Annotated in this window: 8 protein-coding genes; 1 reads left to right on the forward strand and 7 read right to left on the reverse strand. The window is 59.1% G+C overall.

All coding sequences use genetic code 11. The annotated features are described in order from the left end of the window. Positions 1–170 precede the first annotated feature (170 nt). The 7 genes from NQ014_RS05130 to NQ014_RS05160 form a co-directional block, all read right to left on the reverse strand. The gene (locus NQ014_RS05130; protein WP_257074047.1) at positions 171–569 is read right to left on the reverse strand and encodes a hypothetical protein; all 399 of its coding nucleotides are present in this window, start codon (positions 567–569) and stop codon (positions 171–173) included. 41 nt (positions 570–610) lie between these two features. Next, positions 611–1,360 (reverse strand): succinate dehydrogenase/fumarate reductase iron-sulfur subunit, encoded by a 750-nt coding sequence (locus NQ014_RS05135; protein ID WP_016421966.1) that lies wholly within the window; start codon positions 1,358–1,360, stop codon positions 611–613. After that, a complete protein-coding gene (locus NQ014_RS05140) occupies positions 1,360–3,378 on the reverse strand; it encodes a fumarate reductase/succinate dehydrogenase flavoprotein subunit (RefSeq protein ID WP_016421965.1) in 2,019 nt (672 codons plus the stop codon). Before NQ014_RS05140 ends, NQ014_RS05135 begins: the two co-directional genes overlap by 1 nt. A 19-nt stretch (positions 3,379–3,397) precedes the next feature. Beyond that, a complete protein-coding gene (locus tag NQ014_RS05145) occupies positions 3,398–4,138 on the reverse strand; it encodes a succinate dehydrogenase cytochrome b subunit (protein ID WP_257074049.1) in 741 nt (246 codons plus the stop codon). Between the two features lie 414 nt (positions 4,139–4,552). Further along, on the reverse strand, positions 4,553–7,168 hold the full coding sequence (locus NQ014_RS05150) for a glycoside hydrolase family 65 protein (RefSeq protein WP_257074051.1): 2,616 nt from the start codon (positions 7,166–7,168) through the stop codon (positions 4,553–4,555). A 15-nt stretch (positions 7,169–7,183) separates the two neighbouring features. Beyond that, positions 7,184–7,957, reverse strand: a complete 774-nt coding sequence (locus NQ014_RS05155; RefSeq protein WP_257074053.1) for an HAD family phosphatase — start codon at positions 7,955–7,957, stop codon at positions 7,184–7,186. A 270-nt stretch (positions 7,958–8,227) separates the two neighbouring features. Next, a complete protein-coding gene (locus tag NQ014_RS05160) occupies positions 8,228–10,438 on the reverse strand; it encodes a malate synthase G (protein ID WP_069359075.1) in 2,211 nt (736 codons plus the stop codon). A 1,017-nt stretch (positions 10,439–11,455) separates the two neighbouring features. Between NQ014_RS05160 and aceA the strand changes: the two genes are divergently transcribed. Further along, positions 11,456–12,748 (forward strand): isocitrate lyase, encoded by a 1,293-nt coding sequence (gene aceA / locus NQ014_RS05165; RefSeq protein WP_257074054.1) that lies wholly within the window; start codon positions 11,456–11,458, stop codon positions 12,746–12,748. Positions 12,749–12,912 lie beyond the last annotated feature (164 nt).

Raw genomic sequence — 12,912 nt, forward strand, 5'->3', positions numbered from 1 at the left:
AAACGCGAAAATGCCACCGCGCCGCAGTCCGCTTTTGGTGAGAGAGGTACTTCTCAATACTTCCCTACCCCAGCGCACTGTGCACAGTGGCATCAACTGTGGAGGTGCTAGTTCAAAAGGCTAGCGTTGCATCCGCCTAGAGGCGAGCCCCTTTAAACTGGGGCAAGCCTTTAGTGGTGAGTGCCGAATTCCTTTCGGTAAGCCTTGTAGTCACGACGACCGACGCTAATCAGCGCGAAACCGCCGATGGTCATGATCAGAGCGAGAATCAGGCCACCCCACATGAAGGCGGAGCCATCAAATGCCATCTGATTGGTGTAATCAGCGTAGTTCGCAGCGTCCTTAGCCAGCATGCCGTGGCTGTGCGCAGCTTCAGCATTCTCAGACTTGAGCACAGTCGACAGACCGAAGATGAACACGCCCCAGGCTGCCAGAGAGGCAAGGACGAGTCCGGCACCAATCCAAGTGGTGCTCTTGTGGAGCGACGAGTACTCGGCATTCATGCTCTGCGGCACGTAACCGTCGACGAAGTGCTCCTCGCCGCGGTAACGCTTAACTGCATTCGCCATTGTTTATGTCCCTTTCTGGAGAACCTTAGTTAGGAAAGAGTCTAGTCGTCCTTACCGCGGAAGAACGAACGAGCTCGTTCCTTGGTAACGGCGGCAACCGCAGTCAGCGGGATACCTGCCGGGCAGACGTCAGCACATTCACCATAGAGGGAGCACGGACCGAAGGTGCCTTCGACCTCGTCAACCATCTTGCGAGCACGCTTGCCACGCTCTTCCTTACCCAGCGGGACCAGGGAGAGGTGAACCAGCTTTGCGCCGGTGAACAGGTGTGCAGCACCGTTCGGGCAAGCTGCGACACAAGCACCACAGCCGATGCAGGCTGCGTGGTCAAGTGCGAACTCAGCCGTCTCGTGGTTCAGGTGCAGAGTATCTGCATCCGGAGCGGTACCAGCGTTGATGGAGACGTAGCCACCCTGCTCGAGGACACGGTCCAGAGCGGAGCGGTCAACGACCATGTCCTTGATGACCGGGTATGCGGCGGAGCGCATCGGCTCAATCTTCAGGGTGTCACCATCGCTGAACTGGTGCAGACGCTGCTGACAGGTCGGGGTGTTCTGGCCCGGGCCGTGCGGACGACCGTTGACGTTCAGACCACAGGTACCACAGATACCCTCACGGCAGTCAGATGCGAACGCGAACGGCTCCTTGCCGGACTCGACGTACTTGGAGTTGACGTGGTCAAGCAGCTCCAGGATCGACATCTCTGCGACGGCGTCGTCAACGTCAACGGATTCAAAGTGTCCCTCGACGTTCGGACCTGCTTGGCGCCAGATTTCAAGGTGCAGTTTCATTACTTGTAGTTCCTTGTCATGAGCGGGACGGCTTCGAAGGTGAGCGGCTCGGCGTGGCGAATGAATTCGTGACCGGACTGATCCCATGCAGGACCATTGTTGCCTCGCTCCCATGCGGAAACGAAGCACCAGTTAGCGTCATCGCGCTCTGCCTCGCCATCTTCGGAGATGTGGTCATCGCGGTAGTGAGCACCACAGGACTCATCGCGGTCGAGGGCGTCGACACACATGAGCTCACCGAGGTCGATGTAGTCAGCAACGCGGTTAGCGTACTCGAGCTGCTGGTTCATCTCGTTCGGCTCACCCGGGATGAACAGGTCAGACCAGAATGCCTTACGCAGTTCGCGGATCTCCTCGATACCGCGAGCCAGGTCTTCCTTGTTACGGGCCACACCACAGTCGCGGTAGAGAATCTCACCGAGCTGACGGTGGAAGTACTCAGCGCCGTGCTTACCCTGGATGCTCATCAGCTTGTCCAGGCGAGCCTGAGCGCGGTCCAGTGCTTCCTTGGCCTCCGGGGCATCCTCAGCCAGGCGGTCGGTACCGAGCAGCGGGCCGAGGTAGTTCGGAATGGTGAACGGCAGGGTGAACCAACCGTCGACCGAACCGGACAGCAGGGAGTTTGCACCAAGACGGTTTGCACCGTGGTAGGTCCAGGATGCCTCGCCACCGGTGAACAGACCCGGGATGGAGGTCATCTGGTTGAAGTCAGACCACAGGCCACCCATGGTGAAGTGGCAGGTCGGAGCAATACGCATCGGAACCTTGTACGGGTCCTCACCGATTGCCTCTTCGTACATCTGAATCAGGTTCGAGTAGCGTTCCTTGATGACCGGCTGGCCCAGGCGCTCAATTGCGTCACGCAGATCCAGGTAGACGGAGTTCTTCAGCGGGCCAACACCGTAGCCGGCGTTAATCTGCTGAGAGTTGGCACGGGAAGCGACGTCACGCGGGACGAGGTTACCGAATGCCGGGTAGCGACGCTCCAGGAAGTAGTCGCGCTCGTCCTCCGGGATGTCGTTGGCCGGGCGCTCGTCGCCCTTCTTCTTCGGGGTCCAAATACGTGCGTCGTTACGCAGCGACTCGGACATCAGAATGGTCTTCGACTGCCAGTGCGCGTTGACCGGAAGACCGGTCGGGTGGAACTGGATGAAGGACGGGGATGCGAAGTAAGCACCCTGGTCGTATGCACGCATGATGGCCGAAGCGTTGGAGTTCTTGGCCAGCGTGGACATGTGGTAGACGTTGCCGTAACCGCCGGTAGCCAGAATAACTGCGTGAGCAGTGTGAACGGTCAGCTCACCATTGATGAGGTTACGCATGATGGCACCCTGGCAACGGCCGTCGGCGACGATAATGTCAACCAGCTCGTTGTGGGTGAAGATCTCGACGTTGCCGAGACCAATCTGACGCTGCAGAGCCGAGGTAGTCGACAGCTGCAGCTGCTGACCCGTCTGACCACGGGTGTAGTACGTACGGGAGACCTGCACACCACCGAAGGAACGGGTTGCCAGGGTACCGCCGTACTCGCGAGCGAACGGAGCACCAATTGCATTCAGGTGGTCGATGACGCGGACGGACTCGACAGCCAGACGCCAGCAGTCGTTCTCGCGGCAGCGGTAGTCGCCGCCCTTAACCGTGTCCTTGACGTGGCGGTAAGCGCCGTCGTTGTCGACCTTCTTACCGCGAGCGGAGTTGACACCACCCTGTGCAGCAATGGAGTGCGCACGGCGCGGAGCGTCGTGGTAGGTGAAAACCTGCACGTCGTAGCCGAGCTCACCGAGGGCAGCAGCGGCAGCGCCGCCAGCCAGGCCGGTACCGACGACCATGACGCGGAACTTACGACGGTTCAGCGGCGAAACCAGGTTGGCGTGATCCTTCTGGTACTGCCAGTGGTCCTTCATGGAGACCTTGTCACCCGGGGAGTTATCGGACAGAACCTTGCCGATCTTGACCCCGTCGACAGCGCTTTCCGGCGCGCGGAAGTCCGCAGCGACGGTTGCTTCAGTGTTAGTCATAGTAAATTTCCTCCTCGACCTACGAGACCAGACCGGTCAGGACGGCGACTGGGATGAAGATGTTGCCGACAACAACCAGCAGCGGCAGCAGGCCGGACAGGAACAGCAGAACCTTGCGCCAGCGCTTACCGGTGATACCGAGGTCGGAAGTAGCGGTCCACAGACCGTGGGACAGGTGCAGCAGCAGAGCGAGCTGAGCAATGATGTACCAAACAACAACACCCGGACGCGAGAAGGATGCAACCACGTTCCGGTATGCCTCACCGTGCTCGAAAGAAGACGGAGCAACGCCAGCACCGATGGTCAGGTCCAGCAGGTGGAAGATGATGAAGGCCAGCAGCACGATGCCGGTGATCACCATCGAACGTGCGGTAAAGGTGTTCCAGCTGGACACCATGCCCTGACGGCGGAACTTGCCGCGGGACTGCTTAGCACGTGCAGCCAGGGTGAGGCCACCGAAAATGTGCAGGACAATAGCTACCAGCAGGACAATGCGGAAAATCCACAGAATGCCCTCGTTCGGAACTGCCGGAGCACCGACAGTGCGCAGGAAGGTCGCGTATGCGTTGAAGTCTTCCTCGCCAGCGAAAATCTTCAGGTTACCCAGCATGTGGACAATAACGAAGAGGCCAAACAGCACGCCAGTGACGGCCATGGTCAGCTTCAGAGCCCATGAAGGGTATTTAGGCTGCTCGCGCAGCGGTTCTACATTAATTTTGCCGTGCGCGATTGCGTCACGGTTTGAACTTTTAACAGTCATGGCACCTCCAGTGTCATATTCACTCTAAAGTCACACAGCGCCTGGTAAACATTTTTCCCCCTTTTGGGTGGGGATTTTCACAGGTTACCTAGGTCTTTTCTCCGCCTTTTCTCAGGTTATCGCATTTTAGCCACTTCTGAGGTCGTCGCTGCATAAACCCTCTCCCCCACCATAAAAACGCGCCTACCCCGACTTTTGCCGATTTTTCACCCGCCCAAACCGACTAATAACGCAACATAAATAGCACGAAAATAGAAAACCGCCCACTTTTCTCAGGTGGACGGATTTAATACTCAATAATTATGTTGCGAAATTCTTTATTTTTACCCCTGCCGAATTCCCCAAAGGCCCAAACAGCCACCCCCCCAACAGGCAATCCCCCCCATTGGCACCGGTACGGCCGAAGCCGTCCGACTAATCCTCGCCCTGATCCGAGTTCGCCATCACCACGGTCAACGGCTCCGGGCCAATGATCACCTCATGGCCTGCGACCATAATCGGCCCAACCTGGTGGTCTCCCTCCTCCAGGACGACTTCCACCGTGCGGCCGCGCACCGTCACTCGGATACGACAACCACGAATAGTGACTCGGTACGTCAGACCACTCCAGTCCTCCGGCAGACGCGGGTCAATACTGTAGCGGCCGTCATGATCGCGGAAACCACCGAAGCCATAGACCAGGGACTGCCACACACCACCGGCAGATGCCACGTGGACACCATCGGCAGCGTTGCCATGCAAGTTCGCCAGGTCCACATAGAGTCCGCGGAGGAAGAAATCCATTGCCTGCTCCTGCAAGCCCAACTCGGCCGCAACAATGGACTGCACAACGGCGGACAGCGAGGAATCACCAGTGGTGAGCGGATCGTAATACATGTAGTCTGCGCGCTTTTGTTCCGTCGTAAAGCGATTGCCCATGAGGAACAGTGCGAGGACGACGTCCGCCTGCTTAATGACCTGGTGACGGTAAATCGTCAGCGGGTGGTAATGCAGCAGCAACGGGCGCAGGGGTCCGACCTCGGGATCGTCGAGATTCCAGCGCTTACGCAGTAGGAACTGGTCATCCTGAGGGTGAATGCCGAGCTTCTCATCGAACGGGATGTACATCGCCTCAGCGGCCTGCTCCCATTCTTCAACCTCGCGCTCGGTGAGGTCGAAGCGGTTGGTCAGTTCGCGATAGGCGGCAGGGCGATCACGCTTCATCTGCTTGACGACGTCCGCAGCAACCCGCAGGTTATACTGCGCCATCACGTTGGTGTACAGGTTGTTGTTCACCACCGTGTTGTACTCATCCGGACCGGTGACGCTGTGAATCTGGAACTCTCGCTGCTCAGCATCGAAGAAGCCCAGCGACATCCAAAACCTGGCCGTGCCGAGCAGTAGATCAGTGCCCTCCTTGAGCAGGAACTCCTCATCGCCGGAGGCATAGACGTACTTCATCATCGCGTACACGATGTCCGCATCAATGTGGTACTGCGCCGTGCCGGCCTCAAAGTAGGCCGAGGACTCCTGCCCATTGATAGTGCGCCACGGGAAGAGGGCACCGTCGTGCGCCAGTTCGTCAGCACGCGCCCACGCGGCTTCGAGCATGTCCCAGCGGAAACGCATGGCATTGCGCGAGAATTGCGGCGACGTATAGGTAAGGAATGGGGTCACGTAGATTTCCGTGTCCCAGAAGTAGTGGCCGCCGTAGCCGGTGCCGGTCATTCCCTTGGCTGGGACGCCTTGGAATTCGGCGCGGGCGGCGGCCTGGATAATCTGCCAAATGTTCCAGCGCACTGCCTGCTGAATCTCTGGCTGATTGTAAATGACCACGTCAGAGCGCTCCCAGAAGCGTTCGAGCCACTCTTCCTGGTTCTCCATCAGCCCCAGCATGCCGATGCGACCGACGCGGTTCAGAGTGCGCTCACAGCGGAATGCCAGCTCTTCGGCACGCACCTTTCGGGAGGAGTGGTACGCGACCAGCTTCTCCAGGCGTATAACAGTGCCGACCGGCGCATCCAGATTGAACAGGGAGCTGGCCACATCCGGCTCGGTCGACTGCGAAATCTCTACGAACGGCTCCGTGCCGTCGGGAGTGTGGACAGTAAAGGTGTGGTCCATGGAGGTGGCCACGGTCATACCGGAGTTCGCGCAGCGGTAGCCCAGCGTCGAGCGCTGCCCGTGCGCCGATTCCGACTGAAATATCGGAATGAGAACGCGGTCTTCCAGCGCCTCGGCGCGACGGGGATCCAGTTCGGTGCCCTGCGCTTTAGCGGCATCGTGGTATTCGTCCTCGCCGTCCTGGCGGTTGAGGATCTGCGAGTTAATCATCACCGCAGCATCCGCATCCAGCAGCTCGACTTCCAGACTCATCGCGGCGACATGCTTTTCCTGGAAAGACACCATGCGCTCAGAGGTGACGCGAACGTGCTTGCCACCCGGGGTACGCCAGATGAACCGACGACGCAGCACCCCCTCACGGAAATCCAGACTACGTTCGTAGTCGCTGACCTCAGCATTGCCGAGACGCAGGGGCTCATCGTCAATGTAGAGACGCATTGCCTTGGCGTCCGGAGCATTGGCAATCGTCTGCCCCTGGCGGGCTAGGCCGTAGGCATCCTCGGCGTGCCTAATTGGCCAGGTCTCATGCAGACCGTTGATATAAGTGCCGTGTTCACTGGAGTCCCGGCCCTCCGGCGGGTTTCCACGCATGCCGATGTACCCGTTCGACAGCGCAAACAGCGTCTCGCCCAAACCGAGCGGGAGGCCGTTCGGCTTCGTCTCAATCAGACGCCACTCATCGACCGGAGTGATGTCTCGGTCCATGAGTCCCTCGGCATTCACCAGGTGGTGGTGCTTATCCGCACGACCCGCCGGGAAGTTACGACGCTCCTTACGACGAACTGGGGACACCGTCTCCTCCTGCTGTTCAGCCTCTGCGGTCTCCGCGTCGTGACCCTGCCCCTGCGGAATCACACGCTCGGTCTCGTCGACTGCTGCCGTGGTCGAATCGTTGGCCATTATGCCTTCCGGTTTTGTCTCAGCCATTTGTCACGAGCCAGCCTAGACGAGTTCCGCCAAGTCACTGACCACAACGTCGGCGCCCGCTCGGCGCAGCGCTTCCGCACCAGCACCGCGGTCAACACCAATGACCAGACCAAATGCGCCGGCTGCACCCGCTTGCACACCACTGATGGCATCCTCGACCACTACAGCATCGCGCGGCGCTACCCCCAGGTTCTCCGCCGCGTACACGAAAGTATCGGCGGCTGGCTTCCCCGGCAGGTTGTTCTCGTGCGCCACCACGCCGTCAACGATCTCCACGAACCGCTCACGCAGCCCAGCGGCCGTCAGCACCGGCACCGCGTTCTTCGATGAACTAACCACCGCCAACTGTGGTTTTTCGCTTGCCGACGCGTCCCCCGCGCCCTGTAACTCGTCGAGCAGCGCGACCGACCCCGGGTAGGCCTCAATTCCCTTCTCGACTCGCGCCAAGAAGTCATCATTCTTGCGCTTCCCGAGCCCCACAATCGTCTCGTCTTTCGCTGTGTCCTCATCGCTACCGTGTGGCAGCGAGATGCCGCGCGATTCGAGAATTGCTGCGATGCCCTCATCGCGTCGGCGGCCATCGAGGTAGGTGAAGTAGTCCTCCTCTGTGTAGGCCGAGACACCCTTGTGCTCGAAGTAGTCGCTAAACATGTCCGCCCACGCCTGCTCGTGCACATCAGCGGTAGGGGTAATTACCCCGTCGAGGTCAAAGAGGATTGCGCCCGCGCTATGGAGGAATTCTTTGGCCTTGGCAAGGTTGTTAGCACTGTCGGTCGTGGAATTAGTCATGGGGGGTCGCAGCTCCTTGGACGTTGCAGACTGCATATTCTCAATTAACTTCCCAATCAACGCTAGCAACGTTGCCCCTACCCCGCTTGTGAACCCGGGTATCTCGAATCTGAGAATCATGGTGCGCTTCCAACATGAGCACTCAATGCGAGTGCTCCCAGCACAAGCTCGCCCTGCACCCCAAAACAAAACTGCCGGCGCGCATGCGCGCCGGCAGTTTGGGTATCTATTTTGTTATTTCAGGCTCGGCAGCCGCAGCCCGACCAAGAATTAATCCTGGTCGATGCCCTCGCGCTTCTTGAACTCCAGGCGACGGCGGTGCAGGATCGGCTCGGTGTAACCGGACGGTTGGTTCACACCATCGAGGATGAGCTCCTTGGCAGCCTGGAAACCAATGGACTTGTCGAAGTCCGGAGCCATCGGCAGGTATGCCTCATCGCCCTCGTTCTGGCGGTCAACGACCTCGGCCATGCGCTGAAGCGAATCGATGATTTGCTCCTCGGTGACAACACCGTGCAGCAGCCAGTTAGCCAGAGTCTGGGAGGAAATACGCAGGGTAGCGCGGTCCTCCATCAGGTCAACATCGTTGATGTCCGGCACCTTGGAGCAGCCAACACCCTGCTCAACCCAGCGGATAACGTAGCCCAGGATGGACTGGCAGTTGTTGTCCAGCTCGTTAGCCTTGTCTTCATCGGACCAGTCAGCGCCCGGCTCGCCAGCCTTAGCTGCCGCTACCGGGATGGTGAGCAGATCACCGAAGGTGTCGCGGCGACCGTCGGTAAGCAGCTTGTCCTGAACGCCGAAGACGTCAACCTCGTGGTAGTGGGTAGCGTGCAGCACGCCACCGGTCGGGGACGGAACCCACGCGGTGGAAGCACCCTGCTTTGGCTGACCAATCTTCTGCTCCAGCAGCTCCGCCATCTGCTCGGTCATGGCCCACATGCCCTTACCAATCTGAGCCTTGCCCTGCAGGCCGTGTGCCAGACCGGAGTCAACGTTGTTGTCCTCGTAAGCCAGCATCCACGGAGCGGTCTTCTGAACAGCCTTGCGGAACATCGGACCAGCCTGGATGGAGGTGTGGATCTCATCACCAGTGCGGTCCATGAAGCCGGTGTTAATGAAGACGACACGCTCGGAAACAGCCTTGATGGCGGCGTCCAGGTTGACGGAGGTACGACGCTCCTCGTCCATCAGGCCGACCTTCAGGGTGTTGTGCGGCAGACCCAGCAGCTTCTCAACGTCTGCGAACAGCTCGTTGGTGAAAGCAGCCTCATCCGGGCCGTGCTGCTTCGGCTTCACGATGTAGATGGAACCGGTACGGGAGTTCTTACGTGCGTTGTCCTGGTCCAGGCCCGGGATTGCACACACAGCGGTGACGACGGCATCCATGATGCCCTCGAAAATCTCCTCGCCGTCGCGGTCGAGGATGGCCGGGTTCTGCATCAGGTGGCCGACGTTACGGACCAGGTTCAGGGAACGACCGTGCAGGGTGACCTCGGAACCGTCAAGAGCGGTGTAAGTGCGGTCGTCGTTGATGGTACGAGACAGCTTCTTGCCACCACGGGTGAACTCGACTGCGAGGTCACCGACGTTCAGGCCCAGCCAGTTGGTGTAACCCAGGGTCTTGTCAGCAGCGTCAACTGCGGCGACAGAGTCCTCGAGGTCCATGATGTTGGTGACAGCGGCTTCCAGGATGATGTCCTTGACGCCAGCCTTGTCGGTCTTGCCAACCGGGGACTCCGGGTCAATCAGCAGCTGGATGTGCAGACCGTTGTGCTTGAAGTAAATGGACTCCGGTGCGTCCTTGTCGCCGGTGTAGCCGACCAGGGTCTCCGGCTCGCGCAGACCGGAGGTAGCGCCGCCTTCCAGGGTTGCCTGCAGGTGACCGTCGACAATGTCATAAGAGGTGACGTCCGCATGGGAACCGTCGACCAGCGGCAGAGCCTTGTCCAGGAAGTCACGACCCCATGCGATAACGCGGTCACCGCGGACCTTGTTGTAGCCCGGGGTGTCCTTCTCCGCACCGCCATCTTCAGGAATAGCGTTGGTGCCGTACAGCGCGTCGTAAAGCGAGCCCCAGCGTGCGTTCGCAGCGTTGATGGCGAAACGGGCGTTGAGGACCGGCACAACCAGCTGCGGGCCAGCGGTGGAAGTGATCTCGGTGTCGACGTTAGCGGTAGTGACCTGGAAGTCACCCGGGTTGTCAACGAGGTAGCCAATTTCCTTCAGGAATGCGACGTACTCATCCTGATTCTGCTCGCCCGGGTGTTCCTTGTACCAAGCGTCGAGCTTTTCCTGCAGCTCATCGCGCTTGGCCAGCAGCTCGCGGTTGCGCGGAGTGTACTTAGCGACAATGTCACCGAAGCCGTTCCAGAACGCGTCCTTGTCCTCAATGCCGGCGGCGGGGAGTGCGGTGTCATTAACGAAGTCGTAAAGAACCTTCGCGACCTGCATTCCACCTGCCGAAATACGCTGTGCCATTGCTCTCCTCAAAACTATTGATTGCAATTTGCCCATCCAGCCACGGCCACGTAAGCAGCTCACACTGGATGCGTTGTTCCCCTACTGTATGTGATTCGGCGCACTTATGAACCGTCTTTTTCCATAACCGCCAACCGTCAGCCCGATATAGCGCCGCTCACATTTGCCATTTCATTCGCTTTACGACGAGCACCCCGCGAACAGACCCCACCCCCTCCCCGATGACCATTCGGGCATTCAATCCTGACACCACAACCAGCCCTCCCCCACCCGCATTGACTGCAGCATCCCCGGCACTCTTTCCTCCAGCCACGGAACACCACACGCAATGGGAAAGTGTCGCGCCTCACAGACATTTACTATTGCGACCTGCGTATCAACGGACAGCGACCAACCGCGTCGCTACAGCCTCCACCTTCAAACCAGACCATAAAAGCGAGATGACAACCGAGACCCTGACCACTATCCAGGGACGCTCCGGCGGGGGATTTGACGGTGTAACGGCAGTGTATTTAGAAGCCCATTTCTACCTTTACGGCCGTAATTTCGGGGGTAGCGAAACACCCCCTAAACCCCAAACACTGTTAACGGCCAGCTTTGATAATTACCAAAATATAAATCACCCCAAAGCGGGGGGAACATTATTAGCGAGCCCGCCACAAGGAAATAACAGTACAAATGTACCGGCCGGTCACAGGCGAAAATCGCTAAAGCCAAGCTACACATTGCAATGTTTGCAATCTTCACAAGTGTTATCCGTATTACATACTTGAATTCACATCCGAAGCTGCTTGACGAACTTAACGCTATGCCCCAAAATGTGAGTCATGGCACGCGGAAGCGGACATTGTTTTTGTTCGCGTGTTTGCGTGCAGGGGTACAGCACTTTGCTAGCGCCCCTGCATTCACGTGACACCGCGGTCACTATCGGGTCAGCCTGTAGATCGGTTCTGTCGGAATTGTTCTTAAGTCAGCACCCGGAGTTCAAAAAGCAAGCAAAAGGAAGTGACTCCGTTTATGTCTAACGTTGGTAAGGCACGTACCGCCGCCGAAATCCAGAAGGATTGGGACGAGAACCCGCGCTGGGAAGGTATCACCCGCGACTACACCGCTGAGCAGGTTGCCGAGCTCCAGGGCACCGTCGTCGAGGAGAACACCCTCGCTCGCCGTGGCGCTGAGATCCTGTGGGAAGGCGTCAACGTTAAGGACGACTCCTACATCAACGCTCTGGGCGCACTGACCGGTAACATGGCCGTTCAGCAGGCTCGCGCTGGCCTGAAGGCTGTCTACCTCTCCGGTTGGCAGGTCGCTGGTGACGCTAACCTCTCCGGCCACACCTACCCGGACCAGTCCCTGTACCCGGCTAACTCCGTGCCGAACGTCGTTCGCCGCATCAACAACGCTCTGCTCCGCGCAGACGAGATCGCTCGCATCGAGGGCGACGACTCCGTCGACAACTGGCTGCTGCCGATCGTCGCTGACGGTGAGGCTGGCTTCGGTGGCGCTCTGAACGTCTACGAGCTGCAGAAGGCTATGATCAACGCTGGTGCCGCTGGTACCCACTGGGAGGACCAGCTCGCTTCTGAGAAGAAGTGTGGTCACCTGGGCGGCAAGGTCCTGATTCCGACCCAGCAGCACATCCGCACCCTGACCTCTGCTCGCCTGGCTGCTGACGTCTCCAACACCCCGACCGTCATCATCGCCCGCACCGACGCTGAGGCCGCTACCCTCATCACCTCTGACGTTGATGAGCGCGACCAGAAGTTCATCACCGGCGACCGCACTTCCGAGGGCTTCTACCACGTCCAGAACGGCCTGGAGCCGTGCATCGCTCGTGCGAAGTCCTACGCTCCGTACGCTGACATGATTTGGATGGAGACCGGTACTCCGGACCTCGAGCTGGCTAAGAAGTTCGCTGAGGGCGTCAAGGCTGAGTACCCGGATCAGCTCCTGGCTTACAACTGCTCCCCGTCCTTCAACTGGTCCGCTCACCTCGAGAAGGACGAGATCGCCAAGTTCCAGAACGAGCTGGGCAAGATGGGCTTCAAGTTCCAGTTCATTACCCTGGCTGGCTTCCACGCCCTGAACTACGGCATGTTCGACCTGGCTTACGGCTACGCTCGCGAGCAGATGTCCGCATTCGTCGACCTGCAGAACCGCGAGTTCGAGGCTGCCGAGAAGCGCGGCTTCACCGCTGTCAAGCACCAGCGCGAGGTTGGCGCTGGCTACTTCGACCGCATCGCCACCACCGTCGACCCGAACTCCTCCACCACCGCCCTGAAGGGCTCCACCGAGGAGGGTCAGTTCTAAGTCACTCGGCTTAGGGCTTAGGTCAAGGACCTAACTTCAACACCCAGCGAGGGTTGCACTTGCAGCCCTCGCTGGGTGTTTTTGTGTGTTCATCGACGTGTCGACTCCGGGCCGTCGTGAAGCGCGCCTAAGAACCTCAGCACCTACATACGTAAGCAAAGGTT

Source organism: Corynebacterium sp. 5QC2CO, assembly GCF_024580435.1.
GTDB classification, from domain to species: Bacteria; Actinomycetota; Actinomycetes; order Mycobacteriales; family Mycobacteriaceae; genus Corynebacterium; species Corynebacterium jeikeium_D.

Coding starts and splice junctions, on each gene's coding strand:
- NQ014_RS05130 (WP_257074047.1), bottom strand. CDS start 569: ATGGCGAATGCAGTTAAGCGTTACCGCGGCGAGGAGCACTTCGTCGAC.
- NQ014_RS05135 (WP_016421966.1), bottom strand. CDS start 1,360: ATGAAACTGCACCTTGAAATCTGGCGCCAAGCAGGTCCGAACGTCGAG.
- NQ014_RS05140 (WP_016421965.1), bottom strand. CDS start 3,378: ATGACTAACACTGAAGCAACCGTCGCTGCGGACTTCCGCGCGCCGGAA.
- NQ014_RS05145 (WP_257074049.1), bottom strand. CDS start 4,138: ATGACTGTTAAAAGTTCAAACCGTGACGCAATCGCGCACGGCAAAATT.
- NQ014_RS05150 (WP_257074051.1), bottom strand. CDS start 7,168: ATGGCTGAGACAAAACCGGAAGGCATAATGGCCAACGATTCGACCACG.
- NQ014_RS05155 (WP_257074053.1), bottom strand. CDS start 7,957: ATGACTAATTCCACGACCGACAGTGCTAACAACCTTGCCAAGGCCAAA.
- NQ014_RS05160 (WP_069359075.1), bottom strand. CDS start 10,438: ATGGCACAGCGTATTTCGGCAGGTGGAATGCAGGTCGCGAAGGTTCTT.
- aceA (WP_257074054.1), top strand. CDS start 11,456: ATGTCTAACGTTGGTAAGGCACGTACCGCCGCCGAAATCCAGAAGGAT.